19 protein-coding genes are annotated in these 15,626 nt (G+C 51.9%); 11 read left to right on the plus strand and 8 right to left on the minus strand.

The window, feature by feature from the left end:
- The first annotated feature begins 204 nt into the window (after positions 1-204).
- From ACO0LH_RS01550 to ACO0LH_RS01560, 3 genes are read left to right on the plus strand one after another with little or no spacing between them, the layout of a single operon-like run.
- The gene (locus tag ACO0LH_RS01550; RefSeq protein WP_422939282.1) at positions 205-756 is read left to right on the plus strand and encodes a hypothetical protein; all 552 of its coding nucleotides are present in this window, start codon (positions 205-207) and stop codon (positions 754-756) included.
- 21 nt (positions 757-777) lie between these two features.
- A complete protein-coding gene (locus ACO0LH_RS01555) occupies positions 778-1,629 on the plus strand; it encodes a hypothetical protein (protein ID WP_422939283.1) in 852 nt (283 codons plus the stop codon).
- Positions 1,626-2,219 carry a hypothetical protein gene (locus tag ACO0LH_RS01560; RefSeq protein WP_422939284.1) on the plus strand — a complete coding sequence of 198 codons (594 nt, stop codon included), beginning with the start codon at positions 1,626-1,628 and terminating at the stop codon, positions 2,217-2,219. The genes ACO0LH_RS01555 and ACO0LH_RS01560 overlap by 4 nt, the downstream gene beginning before the upstream one ends.
- A gap of 670 nt (positions 2,220-2,889) precedes the next feature.
- Here ACO0LH_RS01560 and ACO0LH_RS01565 read toward each other — a convergent pair.
- Positions 2,890-3,789 (minus strand): LysR substrate-binding domain-containing protein, encoded by a 900-nt coding sequence (locus ACO0LH_RS01565; RefSeq protein ID WP_422939285.1) that lies wholly within the window; start codon positions 3,787-3,789, stop codon positions 2,890-2,892.
- 173 nt (positions 3,790-3,962) lie between these two features.
- Here ACO0LH_RS01565 and ACO0LH_RS01570 point away from each other — a divergent pair, with 173 nt between their 5' ends.
- The 5 genes from ACO0LH_RS01570 to ACO0LH_RS01590 all read left to right on the plus strand — a co-directional run bounded on the left by ACO0LH_RS01570 (position 3,963) and on the right by ACO0LH_RS01590 (position 8,071).
- The gene (locus tag ACO0LH_RS01570) at positions 3,963-4,973 is read left to right on the plus strand and encodes a zinc-dependent alcohol dehydrogenase family protein (protein ID WP_422939286.1); all 1,011 of its coding nucleotides are present in this window, start codon (positions 3,963-3,965) and stop codon (positions 4,971-4,973) included.
- 248 nt (positions 4,974-5,221) lie between these two features.
- Positions 5,222-5,914 (plus strand): hypothetical protein, encoded by a 693-nt coding sequence (locus ACO0LH_RS01575; protein WP_422939287.1) that lies wholly within the window; start codon positions 5,222-5,224, stop codon positions 5,912-5,914.
- 98 nt (positions 5,915-6,012) lie between these two features.
- Positions 6,013-6,612, plus strand: coding sequence for a DUF6624 domain-containing protein (locus ACO0LH_RS01580; RefSeq protein WP_422939288.1), 600 nt, complete (start codon positions 6,013-6,015; stop codon positions 6,610-6,612).
- A gap of 85 nt (positions 6,613-6,697) precedes the next feature.
- Positions 6,698-7,369 (plus strand): CPBP family intramembrane glutamic endopeptidase, encoded by a 672-nt coding sequence (locus ACO0LH_RS01585; protein ID WP_422939289.1) that lies wholly within the window; start codon positions 6,698-6,700, stop codon positions 7,367-7,369.
- A gap of 117 nt (positions 7,370-7,486) precedes the next feature.
- Positions 7,487-8,071, plus strand: a complete 585-nt coding sequence (locus tag ACO0LH_RS01590; protein ID WP_422939290.1) for a hypothetical protein — start codon at positions 7,487-7,489, stop codon at positions 8,069-8,071.
- 182 nt (positions 8,072-8,253) lie between these two features.
- Here ACO0LH_RS01590 and ACO0LH_RS01595 read toward each other — a convergent pair whose 3' ends face one another.
- The 7 genes from ACO0LH_RS01595 to ACO0LH_RS01625 all read right to left on the minus strand — a co-directional run bounded on the left by ACO0LH_RS01595 (position 8,254) and on the right by ACO0LH_RS01625 (position 13,221).
- Complete coding sequence (locus ACO0LH_RS01595; protein WP_422939291.1) at positions 8,254-8,934, minus strand: hypothetical protein; 681 nt, start codon at positions 8,932-8,934, stop codon at positions 8,254-8,256.
- A 91-nt stretch (positions 8,935-9,025) separates the two neighbouring features.
- On the minus strand, positions 9,026-9,919 hold the full coding sequence (locus ACO0LH_RS01600; protein WP_422939292.1) for a LysR family transcriptional regulator: 894 nt from the start codon (positions 9,917-9,919) through the stop codon (positions 9,026-9,028).
- A 150-nt stretch (positions 9,920-10,069) separates the two neighbouring features.
- Positions 10,070-10,771, minus strand: a complete 702-nt coding sequence (locus tag ACO0LH_RS01605) for a hypothetical protein (RefSeq protein WP_422939293.1) — start codon at positions 10,769-10,771, stop codon at positions 10,070-10,072.
- A 108-nt stretch (positions 10,772-10,879) separates the two neighbouring features.
- Positions 10,880-11,677, minus strand: coding sequence for a hypothetical protein (locus tag ACO0LH_RS01610; protein WP_422939294.1), 798 nt, complete (start codon positions 11,675-11,677; stop codon positions 10,880-10,882).
- Between the two features lie 154 nt (positions 11,678-11,831).
- Positions 11,832-12,401: a DUF4865 family protein gene (locus ACO0LH_RS01615; protein WP_422939295.1), complete on the minus strand. Its 570-nt coding sequence runs from the start codon at positions 12,399-12,401 to the stop codon at positions 11,832-11,834.
- Entirely contained in the window at positions 12,398-12,832 is a 435-nt protein-coding gene (locus ACO0LH_RS01620) for a tautomerase family protein (RefSeq protein ID WP_422939296.1), read from the minus strand. Before ACO0LH_RS01620 ends, ACO0LH_RS01615 begins: the two co-directional genes overlap by 4 nt.
- A gap of 20 nt (positions 12,833-12,852) precedes the next feature.
- On the minus strand, positions 12,853-13,221 hold the full coding sequence (locus ACO0LH_RS01625; RefSeq protein ID WP_422939297.1) for a carboxymuconolactone decarboxylase family protein: 369 nt from the start codon (positions 13,219-13,221) through the stop codon (positions 12,853-12,855).
- A gap of 111 nt (positions 13,222-13,332) precedes the next feature.
- Here ACO0LH_RS01625 and ACO0LH_RS01630 point away from each other — a divergent pair, with 111 nt between their 5' ends.
- From ACO0LH_RS01630 to ACO0LH_RS01640, 3 genes are all read left to right on the plus strand, one after another.
- Positions 13,333-14,241, plus strand: a complete 909-nt coding sequence (locus tag ACO0LH_RS01630; RefSeq protein WP_422939298.1) for a LysR family transcriptional regulator — start codon at positions 13,333-13,335, stop codon at positions 14,239-14,241.
- A 153-nt stretch (positions 14,242-14,394) separates the two neighbouring features.
- Complete coding sequence (locus ACO0LH_RS01635) at positions 14,395-15,063, plus strand: O-methyltransferase (protein WP_422939299.1); 669 nt, start codon at positions 14,395-14,397, stop codon at positions 15,061-15,063.
- Positions 15,064-15,107: 44 nt separating this feature from the next.
- On the plus strand, positions 15,108-15,581 hold the full coding sequence (locus tag ACO0LH_RS01640; RefSeq protein ID WP_422939300.1) for a YbaK/prolyl-tRNA synthetase associated domain-containing protein: 474 nt from the start codon (positions 15,108-15,110) through the stop codon (positions 15,579-15,581).
- Positions 15,582-15,626: the final 45 nt, after the last annotated feature.

Here is a 15,626-nt window from a genome sequence, read left to right on the forward strand (position 1 = left end):
CATGGCGTGCATCCGCTTTAAACGTAAGGAAAACGCGTCAGCAAGAATATCAGTGCGTGTGTGCATAAGCATGTAAAATAGACCATATTTCATGAAAAAGGCGGGCTCTTGCAGCTGGGGTTTTCATGTCATCGGTTTTAATCTTTTCTTCCTGTGCACGACGTATTCTGGCAAGCACATTATCTTCATCAACCAGGGGTAAGCATGAGCTTTACTGTCATTAATAATACCGGCTTCGAGGCGCATTTCACCTTCAAAAAAGGCGACATCATATTTGCGCACTGGGTACCTGTCGCAGCTGGCGCCACGATGGAATTAAAAACCGATATCGCGCTCAGCATTGTTGCCAAAACCAATTTCCTGAATAAGGAATATGAGTCAAGTATGCAGATACAGTTATCTGCCAACCTGGCCTATGTTGCAGAGATAGACCAGGATATCGAAAACAAGTCCTATGTGATGCAACTGTCGGAAGCCCCCAGCAGCAATCCGCCTTGCCTGCAACTTTACAAGACCTGTACTTCGCCTGTGAGCTTTCTGGTGCGAGCTGGCGACAATGTCGAACAGGCCTTTTTGCAGCCCGAAAGCTTTACGCCCATGAATTTGCAACTGGACGGCTATACCGTGCAAGCTGTCATCAATGGCATTACTGTGCCCCACGTTGCCATCGCCCAAGACGGCGCAACTGTCACTGCCAATACGCTAGACCCCAATCCCGAAGCCGGGTTTTATGCGCTGGAAGTGACCAATAGTTAGTAATGAGTTTGCCCAGAAAAAATGGAAATAACACGACGTGTACGCTGGCGACGCATTTCGCAACAAGGACAACAGGTGTTAAGCGAAGATTGTTTTACTCCTGCAAGACCTTCGGCTATATTGCTCAGTCAATTGTACAAACTTATACCTATGTGTCTCAAACATTTACTTCGCACCTTTCTTACTTTTGTTGCCTTGATATCCATATCGGACAAAGGCTTTGCGAGTCAGGCAAGCGTTAAAATCGCCAGGCACGTCTGGTCTGCACTAAGCCTGCAAGAACAGCAATTGATTCAGAATAAGGGTCAAATCCAAATCATTGAATCAGATTCTTATGGACTGATCATTGATAACCAGGGTGTCAATGAATCAACCCAATCTACCAATGGGGGTGCCGCTCTTGGCGCTGCAGTTGGAAGTGCGGTGTATGTAGATAAGGCGATCGGCAATGGAAACTATTCCGCTAAAAGTCAGCTTGCAGCCATCCTGGTTGGTGGCATACTCGGCTCAGCACTTGATAGCCAGGGTGTGACAAGGTACCACTTCAGGTATGCGGTCAAACTTGGTTCCGGTGAATTAAAATATTTTGATCAAATGCAGTCAGATCCATTTCGGCATGCAAACGGCGCATGCGTATCTGTTTCAAATTTTTCTCTGATAGAGCAGCAGCTTTGCTCACAGTCTGTCGAGATGGTTAGAAGCGTGTATCTGACTGCCAAATCCACTACAGGTGGAGTCGCAACAGGCATCAGCGGCGACGTTGCCGGTCAGCAGGTAAAACAAGAAAGAATTAGTTGTAAATTGGGAACGCAAGCTCCAGTTTTCACCACCCGAGAAAAATGTTTGTCAATCAATGGGAGTATCGAAGAATGAAATTTAAATATGCTATGCCTGGCCTGCTGCTGATACTCATGGCGCTTACAGGCTGCGGAACTGTTTATACTTTTGAGGGACAAAAGTACGATTCTAAAGAAAAACTATTTCAGGCAAGTGATAACTTCATCAGCACTTCCCTAAACACTGTAACACCACTGCCTAAACCTGTATCCTCAAAGAAGCTGGTTTTTGCCATACCCAGTCAACTAGCTCTTTACAATGAATCAATCACTAGATACGAGACTGTTCAGCACACCAAGGCGCCTGGCAATGTGCGCGATATGCTGGATGGAATTACCACGACAAATTTCAGGCAAATTAAAGTTTTTTATGACGCAATCGCAAAGAAAAATATCTATCAAAGCACAGAATTTGTAGGCTTCGATACGATGAACGGCTCTTATCCAGCATCGCCAGATGTCGATGTAATTTATTACATCGAGCCAGCTCAGGGTGCAGGTCAATGGTTTTTTGTCTCTGCTAAATATGGAAAACAGGTATTTGCCTATGACAGAAGCTCTACTACCGGCGCAGGCAAAATACAAGGTTTCATTGACGCCGTTCAGGTGCAAGCCATCAAGGATTAAATGGATTTAAAGAAGGGTTTGCGGTGAGAGAAAAACCAACATTTATCCGCAAGCCTTTAGTTGGCACCAAAACCCGAATAGGTATTGGCTCAAAGCATTGCCAGACCTAGCATAGTCAGCGCCATTGCAACAACATTTGCGTTTCTTCAGTCACCTTATGCTCAAAAGCGTCCTCGAATACAGTTAGCTCAATAGTGGTAAGACCTACCTCATCACTCAAAGCCACTTTTTTCCAATTCTCAACATGGGATAGCACGATCTCTCAAACCGTGATGGCCTCAACATTGGTAAGCGAAAAGTAAAGTGCAGCATCAAGCAGCATTTGCACTGAATCAATCGTGCCAGAATCTTCCGTCAATCAGATCTTTAATTCCCGCAACTCGCCTGGCATTGGATTGATGTCGAACGACGGCGAGAGTTGCGATTACCCTTCACCGATATAGAAAAATCATGGCTTTTCAGGTGGTCGTCAGTATTGGTGATGAGCAGATTAAAGACCCGGCGACGCCCTAGTCCGCAGGCACCCTGTTCAGGATTCAACCACTTTTGCCGCATGACGTCGACAATCTCGGTGTAAGCACGTATATCCCCTCTTGAGGCTTGAAGCATAGACGCTGCCGATAGATAGGGAATTCAACAATACAAAGCCTGGAGCTAGCCGGGGCGACAATCAAACAGAAAGCGGCCGCAGCACCTCTTCCAGAAATTCCACAAACACCCTGATCTTGGCAGCGCGATGATGTTTTTGCTGGAACAGCACGGACACGTCCGGTCCCGGCACTGACCAGTCTGCCAGCATGGGCAATAGCTGACCATTGTGGACGGGGCCAGCCACCGACACCGACATATGCTGGATGATGCCGGCACCCGCCATGGCCGCAGCGATCAATGATTCCACATGATCCATCGCCAGCAAGGGGGGTGGCATGTGCTGAAAATGTTCGTCATCTTTTTCAAACAACCAAGGCCGCAGTTGACGGGAATTGGGGCGCAAAAAACCCAGGCAGGCAAATTGCGCCAGTTCTTGCGGGTGCTTGGGCTGGCCATGCTGCTGCACAAACGACGGTGCCGCACAACAGATATAGCGGGTCTTGCACAAGCGTTTTGCGATCAGGCTGGAACTGGGCAGATCAGCAATGCGCACGGCAACATCGACGCCCTCTTCCACCATATCGATATTACGGTCACCAACGGTGATCTTGAGGGCGATATCAGGATATGCCGCCATGAAGCGCGGCAGGGCCGGGGCCACATACAGGCGACTGATGATGGCGGGCAGCTCCACGCGCAGGCTGCCTGCCGGGTTCTGGCCTGATTGCGTGAGGCTGGCTTCGAGGTCATCCATGTCGCCCAGCAATTGCAGCGCCTGTTCATAGCATTGACGGCCCTCGTCCGTCAGCGACATGCTGCGCGTACTGCGGTTCAGCAATTTGATGCTGAAATGCTTTTCGAGTGCGGCGATCTGGTTCGTCACCGAAGAGGTGGACATGCCCAGCTTGTCTGCCGCACGGCTAAAGCCACCCAGCTCGACTACGCGGCAAAATACTTTCAGTGCATCGAGCTTATCCATCGGTGTTTCCCCAGGGTGTGTCCAGAAGCGCTTTCATTCTAGCATCCGTCAATTTTTTCTAAGACAGGGATTGTGCAGCTTTTCTGAATACTGCATTGCGCCCGGCCCTGTTTATCCCGGTAGCCCACAGGTCTAGACTGCGTTTCATCATCAATTTTTATGGAGAAACCATTATGACAAACACTCACACCAATACAGGCATGCGCGCCCTGGTGCTGGAAAACTACGGTACGCCTTTCATCAGCCGCGAAGTGGCACGCCCCCAGCCTGCAGCAGGCGAAGTGCTGGTGCGTATCAGCGCCAGTGGTGTCAACCCGCTCGATACCAAGATACGCAGCGGCAATGCAGCGCATGCCAACACAGTGTTGCCGGCCATACTGGGTATGGATATGGCAGGTGTGGTGGAAGCGGTGGGCGCAGGTGTCAGTACTTTCAAGCCTGGCGATGCCGTGTTTGGCATGACCGGCGGCATTGCCGGTGTACCCGGTTCGCTGGCGCAGTTTGCCGCTGTCGATGCACGCCTGCTGGCGCATAAACCCGCACACCTCAGCATGCGTGAAGCCGCCGCCCTGCCACTGATCTTCATTACCGCCTGGGAAGGCCTGGTAGACCGCGCCCACGTGCATGCAGGCCAAAAAGTGCTGGTGCATGGCGGTGCCGGTGGTGTCGGCCACATGGCAGTGCAACTGGCCGTCGCCCTCGGTGCAGATGTCTATGCCACAGGCTCGGCACAGCAAAAAAACATCATCGAAGGCTATGGCGCCACGGCGATTGACTACCAGGCCAGCAGCGTGGCTGACTATGTACAGCAACATACCGGCGGTGAAGGCTTTGATGTGGTCTATGACACCGTAGGCGGCAGCACGCTGGATGCCTCCTTCAACGCCGTGCGCAGCTATGGCGGCCATGTGCTCAGCTGCCTGGGCTGGGGCACGCATGCGCTGGCGCCACTGTCTTTCCGTGCAGCGACCTATTCAGGCGTGTTCACGCTGCTGCCATTAATCACCGGCAAACAGCGCCAGCATCATGGCGACATCCTGGGCGAAGCCGCCCTGCTGGCCGATGCAGGCAAACTCAAACCCCGCATGGACAGCCGCCACTTCGACATGCAAACCGTGATGGATGCACACCAATTGCTTGAAACTGGCAAGGCCGAAGGAAAACTGGTGATTGATATCGCGTGAGCAGACTTGGTAATGACATCCCGCACGAAACAAACTATGCACAGGAAGACAAAGCGGAAACTGTGCATAGTTTGCATGAAAAAATCACAATTGACAGCCTGCATATTCTGAATTAATGTACCCGATTACGCCAAGCTGCTGATGGCTTAATCCTGGCTTTTTCTTTCTTGCAATCAATGTATTGGTGAGAAAGACCTATGCAAACCTGTTTTCGCCTGCGTGATTTTTCCTGTGAAGAGTGAAGCCATATGCAAACAAGCAGCAGCATCAAATCACCACTTTATTTCTCGGGCCTGTTTTTGCTGGTGTTCATCGGCTTTTACCCCAGTTACTTTGGAAGGTTGGCACAGCTTGATGTGAAGCACCATTTTCACGGCATCATGGCGACCATCTGGATGGGCATGCTGGTTTTGCAAAGCTGGCTGGCCACGCACAGGCGGCTCGATATCCATCGCAGCATAGGCAAGTTGTCGATGGTGATCGCGCCCTTGTTTGTCATCTCTGGCATCATTATCATGATGACGATGCTGTCCAGCCACAATGGCTTTGCCAAAGCCTTTGGCAGCCGCCTGGCTTTCGTCGATCTGACAACCTTGCTGGGTTTTGTATTGGCGTATGGACTTGCGATTCAGTATCGCCGTTATCGTCCGCTGTATTCGCGCTGGATGGCATGCACAGCCTTACTGGCTTTCCCACCAGCGGCAGCGCGGGTGTTCGGCAATTTTGTGCCGGGCATTAACTCTTTTTCAGCCTCGTTCAATGCCTCGTATTTTTTTACCGACGCCATCCTGCTTGGCCTGATCGCCTATGATGCGCGCCAGGGCAGATTGAAAACCCCTTACTGGCTGGTACTGGGCATCATGGTCTTGCATCAGATCAGCTTCATCGTCTTGCCGCATATCCCGCAATGGCAGGCATTCACTGACTGGATAGGGTCTTAATTCAATCCATCCCATGGTGAGCGTGGTGACGTCGAGCGCTAAGTGATTATCACCGCTTTGCCAATAACAAAAAATGAAACGTAGCAATTAAAACATGCATGCTTCTGCTGTTGATGAGTCCATGGGCGCTTTGCCAGGCCCACGATTCCTGCGCCATCGACCGCTTAAACCCACAACTTGAGCAAGTGTTTCAACGCGACCAGGGTTTGCGTATGGCGCGCATCCAGGCAGATTATGATCAGAAATTTGCCCCCAGCGCCGAGCATGAAGCCAACCAGGCCAAAGTGCTGGAAGAATTACGCGCCGGTGACCGCGAAAATGATGCCACGATAAAAAACATTATCAGCAACTGTGGCTGGCCTGATGCCAAGACACTGACCTACCTGGCTAATTCGGCACTGTTTTTTGTCATACAACATGGCAGCAAAGAAGACCGCATCCGCTATTTCCCTTATTTTGAGAAACAGTATCAGGACAAACAGCTGCATAGTTCACGCTATACCATGATGAAAGACCGCATGCTTTTTGACCAAGGTTTGCCGCAGTTATATGCCACCCAATTTTTTCCTGGAAAAGAAGGTATAGAAGCCTATGGCAACGTGGAAGAACCAGAAAAACTCAATGACAGGCGCGAACAGGCGGGCTTGTCACGCATCAAGGCCTTTGATGACCAATATCCACCACAACAACGCAAGTAAATCAGTCAGCAAGGAAAACAAAGCGGTGCAATACACGGCTGCATTGCTTGTCTTGAAGTGAATTTCGACTTAACGCATCCCTATCATGAATCAGCATAAAGACGCTTCCCAGGCGCCTGTTCACAGCGGTGAAATCATCGCCATCATCACGATCTGCTTTGGCCTGTTTATCCTCGCATCACTACAGGCAGTAGCCCTGGGCTTTCCCGCTGGTGGCGCATTCAATGACCATGTCTTGCTGTCGATGGCGTATACAGAATGCGTACTCGCAACAGTGGCACTGGTGGTATTGCGCATACGTGGGTATACACTGGCGTCCCTGTGGCCAGTACCAGACTTGCGCGGCAGTGGCATAGGCATACTGTTGCTTGCTGCCAGCTACCTCGGTCTTAGTATTGTGTACCCGCTGTTGCCGGTCAATTCCATGGTCGAACAACCGATCGCCACCATCGTCTCGCAGTCTCACCCGTCTTTCATCGGCATCTTGCTGATTTCCATCATCAATGGCTGGTATGAAGAAACATTTTTACTCGCCTACCTCGTGCGTGGTCTCGACAGACTGGGCGCTTCCACGGCGATAGGCATCAGCGCACTGGTACGTCTGATGTATCACCTGTACCAGGGCCCTGTGGGTGCAGTCTCCGTGCTGGTTTTTGGTATCATCATCAGCACTTACTACTGGCGCAGCCGCAACCTGTGGCCCGCCGTTTTTGCGCATATGCTGGCAGATTTTGTGGCCTTCCTGCCGCAGATTTAAATTGCTGTGGCAAGGTAAAACGACAAAGCCGGGCTGGTATGCTCATGGCAACAGGCAGTTGTGTTTCACGGCAGCACCCATTAAAAATTCTACATTCGTCATCAATAAGGAGTCAATATGAAAAAAAACCACCTGCGAAGCTTATGCCAACTTCCAGCCATGATGTTGCTGGCACTGGCTTCCAGCACCTTTGCCGCAGCCGATAATGAAGCCATTTTAAAAGACAAACCCTACAGTCTCGATTTGACGGAGATCGCGGCACTTGACCCAAAGCCTTTGAAGATTTCTGAATTTTCACCCGACCCGGATAAAAAAATTCAGGGCGTCAGAATCACATCAACAGGACGCATTTTTCCTATCGAGTATGAAGTCATCACCTTTCCGGCACCTGCAGATACTGACCGCATGCTGATCGCCATTTCCAATTCACTGGAAAAGCATGACGACATCATCCTCAAGCAGATGCAGGACAGCAAGACACGCGGACATTCCATCCATTATTTCCAGCAGGTGTCTGAAAACGGCAAACCGCATCACGTTTCTTCGAACTATATCTTCGTCAAGAACAATGTCACATACCACATCGTCGGCACCAGCTATGCCGCAAAAGTGATGTCCCGCGAAAGCTGGGGAGAACCCAGCCCCGACAAGAATGCTGACGAGGAAGCGAAGCTCTTGTATAAAGCCCTGCAATTCAAGTAATGACATGCCGGATCAAGTCCGGCATGTCAGCCTGGATACTTTATGTTGAGATGCAGGATGCTGCCCGTTATTTGAGAATGCTGCTTCAAAATAAAGCTCAGTCGTAAAAAACCAAAACATGATGAAGGCACTCTTTGCTCATCAGGCTAGACGAAGAGTTCTGATTTGCACACGTAAAATCATCAACAGGGGCAAGGGCAAGCCCCAACCACAAACCACGGCATGTTCAAAAGCCCCTTGTGCAGGGTGACACAGGTCGTGTTACTCGATGCCAGATCATTGAAAACCGTACTTCTGACACGCACTTCTTCAGATGTCGGTGTTGGCCCCCAGGGCGCCAGTTGCAGATAATAGGCCGTACTCTTGCCGTGGGAAACGCGCCTGCTTTCAATGTTGACATTGTAAGATTGAATAGCAAAGGGATCAAAGCGCGCATTGATCAATGCCAGCGCACCAAAGCCATGCAGAAAAGAGAGGACCAGGCACAGAAAAAGTACCATGGGCTTATATGCCTCTTCATAAACGCGTATCACGATAGCGACGAAGATTAGCGAGCAGGCCAATGCCATCCCCACCAGCATGGTATGGTCAAGCAGATTGACATCTGTCTGTGATCTTATAAACAGCACACCTGCTGGCAACAGGATCAGCAAAGTCAGGTTGCCCCCAAAGTCATTCCATTGCCCGTCAATCTGGAATTCGTCCTTGTAGCGCTGCATCAATAGCAAGGCCACACAAGGCATGGGCAACAAAGCCAGCAGCAGCAAGTTATAGGGAGTGGGATAAAGCAGCATCCATGCAGAGATCGCACCGGCGATGAAATTCCAGAGCTTGGCAACCTGTTGTGAATTCAGTCTTTGCATGGGTTGGTGCCAATAGGTGAGGCAATGCGGTTGATGAAGAAATACAGCATCTCTTACCTGCTTATTTTTCAGCTTATTTTTTAGCTTATTTTCAGCCCTTATGCCGCAAGGCTTCGACCACCAGCGCAAACGCGGGTGATGCCTGGCGGCGGCTGGGGTAATACAGATGATAACCCTGGAAACTGGGGCTCCAGTCTTCCAGCACGCGTTGCAGATTGCCCGCGCTGATATGCTGCTCAACCATATCAATCGGCAGATAGGCCAGGCCCAGGCCAGCCAGCGCTGCACGCACCATGGGCGAACTGCTGTTGAACACCAGTTGGCCTTCGACACGCACTTTCAGTTCATGCCCCTTGCGCTTGAATTCCCATGCATACAGGTTACCCAGTGTAGGCAGGCGCAGGCAGATGCAATTGTGACTGGCAAGATCTTGCGGTGTCTTCGGTCGCGGGTTTTTGGCAAAATACGCCGGTGCGCCCACGACCACCATATGCAAATCCGGCGCAACCCGCACGGCGATCATGTCTTTGGCAACATGCTCGCCCAGGCGTACACCGGCATCAAAACGGTCAGCGACGATGTCGGTAAAACCGTAGTTGATATTGATCTCCACCTTGATATCAGGATAGTCAGGCAAGAACTTTTCCAGCCTGGGCCACAAGACTGTGTTGGCCGCATGCTCAGCGGCAGAAATGCGCACCGTACCAGCCGGTTTGTCGCGCAGCTCGCTCAGGGCGGCCAGTTCCAGTTCGATTTCTTCAAAACGCGGGGCGAGGGTTTTCAGCAGGCGTTCACCGGCATCAGTCGGTGCCAGGCTGCGTGTGGTGCGCGTCAACAGACGCACACCCAGCCGCGTTTCCAGACCACGTATGGTATGGCTTAAAGCCGATTGCGACACCCCGAGTTGCGCTGCTGCCCGGGTAAAGCTGCCTTCACGTGCAACCACGGTGAAGGCCAGCAGGTCATTGAAATTTTCTTTGGGCATTCATGAGACTTTCTCACCAGTTCATGCCGATTATAGCGCCTTATAGTACCTTGTAGCACCTTGTAGCACCTTCGAGACGCAAGAAGTGCACAGCCTGCCTGTTCCTTATCCATGTACGGTATTGCCATCGCCTGCAACGAACGTGGAAAGCTATGCGATGGCACGTAGCCCTATCTCATCCAGATAGGCCGCCAATGCCGCAGGGGGATCATGCTGTATCAGCACATAGGGGTACAACGATGTCGGCTTTTTAAACAACATGGTGGCACGTTGCCCGCTGAGATAACAGTGCTTTACCTTGCGGTTCCAGGCCAGCGTGGAACCCGCTTTGCTGATACGGTAATACACGGCAACATCATCGCGAAAAACATATTCCGCCTCGAATGGCAGGATTTTCCTGGCCACTTTCAGCATGCGTTTGGCGTGAGACTTTGCCAGCCAGCTCCAGTAAGGCTTGAATACTTTTCCCTGCCTGTTGATGAGTTTGTTTTTATCCCAGAACAAGACCAGCAGGATCAGGAAAAAGAGGGCGAATAAAAATTCTATCCTGATCCCGTGAAAAGGAATGCCGCCCAGCGCAAACACCCACACGCACAAAGCCAGGCCCAGGATGCAAATGCATTTCAATATCAACAGCAAAGACAGGGTCATCCTGGATTGCATGTACCGTTCGCGATACGCCATGAACCGCGCATGCAAAGTTTCCACCAGTTCCGCTTCCAGTGCATCGAGAAATTCTGCATCAACCTTCGTATGCAACTGGAATTGGCGGTGAGGCGCACTGTTTTCAGCGCCGTGTTCAGCAGCAGTGACAGTCGCAATTTCACTTAGGGGATTGATCTGGTCGGCCATGTTTTTTTATTCCCTTATCAGCGGCATCGCCTTGGTCTGATGATGAAATCTTATTTTAGCATGGCGATATGCTGTCTCTTTCCATGTGTGAAGCCAGCAGACTGGAAATTATTCTTGCTGGGATGCGAAATCATCCGGCGCACAAAACCATTCACGCCTGATGCCATCTTGTTCCATCCTTGCTTCGTCAAAGAATGGGGCAAATGGCACAATACCCTGCTTCACCAGGCTGGCATATAAATCAGCCGCGAAGCGATGGGCATAATCTTCTTTGGTGGCAGTCGTCTTTCCATCCCACTCTTCATCTGAACATCGCTGCCTGTCAACATGATGTCCTATCTCGTGCAGGAGCGTACGGTACAGTATCGTGTTACGCAAGGATTGTGCATTTGGCGCTATACGGTAATGTCTGTCAGAACGATGGATAGCATGCCCATCTTGCTGCAAACGGGTGAGTTCACGGCGGCGTTCCGTACTCAATGATGTAGGCCAGACATAGGAATCGAGATTTTGCGCCTCAATGACGATGGCAGCGCCGCGTAAACGCCGTATATCAAATGAGAATATTGCCCTGCCCCACACCGGTCGCAAAATGCGCTGCTTGCGTGTAGCCTGACGCAGTACGATGAAATCGAAAGATGAGAGAGCATCTTCAGGGCAATGTGTCAGCACAGTAGAAATGTCGTCAATGCTGCATGGATAAAAGAAACCGGGTCGTGCAGGTTCTATAAAAAAGCGTATCTCGCGCAAGCCAATATGGCGCACGATCAGTTTATGTGAATCAAGCTTTTCATAATAAATATCGCCCCAGGCTTCAGGAATGACGAGGCGATTATCGTTGCCATGTCCTTGCGCCCCGGTACCTATATGTTTATTGCGGCGGGTAGGATTCCAGGCGTGGCGCATGGTCGATGTACTGAGAAAAGTGTTGGTGAAAGCCGTAAATCGGCTTCAGCGTGGTGAGGCCTGGTCAATAATTCTAGCATGACAATCTTGCGGCGATTTCTATTGCGGGTTCAGATACCCTATGTCTGGTATATCCAAACCCTGCATCAAAAATTTATCTGGCCCCCACCGACACATGCCCCACTTCATACCCCTGCACATCCTGACCAGCATTGGCAAACCCCGCATCACGCCATAGATAAAACCGCACCAGTGTCCATGCATTGGGGTCAAAGGCCGTTACCACGGCCAGCAGGCCATCTTGCTGGCTGGCTTTTTTTGCCGCAGCGGTTTCTGTTTCGCGCAAGGCGGGTAAAGCGGTATAAGGTGCAATGGCGATGATCTCGCGTGTCGCATAGCTTGCACTGGCCACCTCGGCATGCACATGGCTGTGCCAGACTGACCAGTTGCTGACGGCGGGCCAACCAAAGGCTTGCGAAACGGTGGCAAAACCATCGCCGCACAGGAAGTTGTTCATGCCTTCATTGCTGTCCCACAGGTAAAACGGCGCATACCAGTTTTGTGCTGATTGCGTGGGCACGGTATTTTTTGCCGCATGCAAATACGCCTTGAAGACCAGGCCAGGGAAGTTGTCCATCAGATGCCCCTTGCTGGCAATGCGCTGGCGCACGATGCCCATGTCATAGTCAGCAGGCAGGGTAAAGTTATATTGCATGGCGATCATGTTGCGGCCCTGTTTTCTGTGGTGGTGTCGTCAAGGCTGGCACGCTGGCCTATGCCCATGTGGCCTGAGCTTAAAGACCAGTCGTCTGAGGTCGTGGTGTTGATGATGATCATGATGTCTTGTGGCCGCAAACCGGGTGCTGCGCCCAGCAATTCAACCACACGCTGGTAAAACGCCTGCTTGGTGGCCTTGCTTCGCTCGCGCCCGCCAGTGATGCAGATGAGCACATAATCATCGGAACGCGCGCCGCCGCGGCTTAAGTAATGGCGGTCAAAAATCAGCTCTTCAGGCGCATGCTGGTGAATGGCCTGGAAGCAGTCATCCAGTGGCACTTCATAGGCATCCACCAGGGCTTGATAGATACCGTCAGACAAGGCTTTCAGATAGCTGACTGGTTTGCCTTTTAAGAGTGAGATACGGGCGAATGGCATGGTGTCGGTTCCTTATTTGGCTACTTTGGTTGATTTTGGGTGGATGTGAGGGTGCCACCAAACTGCGGCATGGCTTTCAGGGCGGTCACGGCGCTTGCGGCAGTCGGCCAGCCTGAATAAAACGCCAGGTGGGTGACTAGTTCCACCAGTTCTGCCGGGGTCACGCCATTGTCGATGGCGCGCTGCAAATGGAAAGGCAGTTGTTCACTGCGGTTAAGTGCCACCAGGGTGGCGACGGTGATCAGGCTGCGTTCGCGCTTGGGCAGACCCGGCCTTTGCCAGATATCGCCAAACAAGACTTCATCTGTCAGTTGTGCCAGCCTGGGGGCAATATCGCCCATGGTTTGCTGGCCTTTGCCTATGGCGGGGTCGACATTTTTCTGCTGCATGTGTCCTCCAGATCGCGTTGTAGTGATTGACAGGATCAGAATACGCGCTTATCTTCATCCATAAAATCAGATAATTTTCAACAGATAGTTCAGAAAAACAGGATTATTAAAATGGCAAAATTAACTTTTGATCTGGATGTCTTGCGTACCTTTGTCACTGGCGTTGACCTGGGCAGCTTTGCCAGGGCGGCGGACCGGCTGGGTCGCTCCACCTCTGCCGTCAGCGCGCAATTGAAGAAGCTGGAAGACCAGGTGGGCAGCCCCATCCTGCGTAAATCTGGCCGTGGCATGCTGCCCACTGCGGCAGGTGAAACCCTGCTGACCTACGGACGCCGCCTGCTGGAACTCAATGATGAAGCCGCCACCGCAGTACGCGGTGTAGAGCTGGAAGGCTGGATCAGGCTGGGCATGCCGGAAGATTTTGGCGAACGCATACTCACTGATGTGCTGGGCCGCTTTACCCGCGCCCACCCGAAGATACGCATGGAAGCCAGGGTCGCGCGCAATGTCATTCTGATGGAGCAAATCAGCGCCAGCAAGCTTGACTTGGCACTGACCTGGGATGCCGGCATCCCCACCCCGCATGTGGAAGACATCAGCAGCTTTGCCATGCGCTGGATAGGCCCGCAAGAAAACTGGACGCTGCCCATGCCCACTGCCGACAACCCCTTGCCGCTGGTCGCCTTTGAAGCGCCCTGCCTTATGCGCAGTTGCGCCATCAACGCGCTCGACAAGGCGGACATACCCTGGCGGCTGGCGTTTACCAGCCCCAGCCTGAGCGGCGTCTGGGCGGCGGTGGCAGCAGGACTGGGCGTCACCGTGCGTACAGAAATCGGCCTGCCCGCCAACCTGCGCCTGCTCAATTCGGCAGACACAGAATTCGACCTGCCGCCCCTACCCATGCTGGGCCTGAACTTGCATCGCGCAGAAGCAGAACTCGACACTGCCACCCAGCGCCTGCGTGACATCATCGTCGAGGCACTGGCCGAGCATACGGTGCACGTGAACAAAATTTGCTAGGCTACATGAAGCATCATTGCACGCAGTTGTCAGCACTTGCGGATGAAATTATGTGTAATTGCTTTGGCAAGAAAAACCCCACAACTTACACAATCAGGCATAATATTTCAGCAAGATTTCCCCAAAAAGCAAAGAACCGAAAGATCCCTGACCATGAGCCAAGATACCTGGAACAGTGTTGACGATTATTTTTGTGAACGCCTCATTCCTGAAGACCCCGTACTGACAGCCGCCCTGGCGGACAGTGATGCCGGTGGTTTGCCACCCCATCATGTGGCAGCCAACCAGGGCAAGTTTTTACACCTGCTGCTGAAAATGCAGGGCGCACGCACGGTGCTTGAATTTGGCACGCTGGCAGGCTACAGCACGATCTGGCTGGCGCGTGCCTTGCCGGAAGACGGTCGCGTGGTCTCACTGGAATTCAATCCAAAAAATGCCGAAGTTGCCCGTCACAATATTGCCCGCGCAGGCCTGTCGCACAAGGTCGATATCCGTGTGGGCAAGGCGCTCGATACCTTGCCTGCGCTGGAAAAAGAAGGCATCGCACCGTTTGATTTTATCTTCATTGATGCCGACAAGCCCAATAACCCGCATTATCTGGAATGGGCATTGAAGTTGTCACGGCCAGGCACGGTCATCATTGGTGACAATGTGGTGCGCAATGGCGCCGTGGCTGATGCCGGCAGCACCGACGCCAATGTCATCGGCGTGCGCAGCTTTTTTGACCTGATGGCAGCCAACCCGCGCCTGTCAGCCACGGCCCTGCAAACCGTTGGCAGCAAGGGTTATGATGGCTTTTCCATGGCCCTGGTGTTGGAGTAAATTTCGCTGGAATAAACTTCGTTGGAATTTTTTTGGAAAGCAGCATGTTTGAACAACTGAAACAACACTTGCAAGACCATCATGCACGTTTTCGTGTGATCGAACATGCTGCTGAAGGCAATTCAGAAAAAGTCGCTGCCGTGCGCGGTACCGAGGTTGGCCAGGGTGCCAAGGCCATGCTGTGCCAAATCAAAGAGCAACCGGCTTCACTGGTGCTGGCGATTTTGCCCGGTGACCAGAAGATCGATTTCAAGAAACTGGCGCTGGCGGTCAAGGCCAAAAAAACCAGCTTTGCAGCGCCTGAGGTTGCAATGGCAAAAACCGGCTGCGTCATCGGCGCGATCCCACCCTTTGTATTTTCTGAAGACATACACCTGGTGGTTGACCCCAGCCTGCTGGCACGGTATGCAGAAATTGCCTTCAATGCCGGGCGGCTGGATGCCTCCATCGTGTTGAACAGTGAGGACTATCTGCGCATTGCCAAGCCCTTGCTGTCAGATATTTGCGCGACGGGCTGAAAAGCTTTCGTGTTTCAGCCCGGCTGCGTTTATACAGTCATTTCA

It is taken from the genome of Undibacterium sp. TJN19 (assembly GCF_049339485.1).
Classification (GTDB): domain Bacteria; phylum Pseudomonadota; class Gammaproteobacteria; order Burkholderiales; family Burkholderiaceae_D; genus Undibacterium.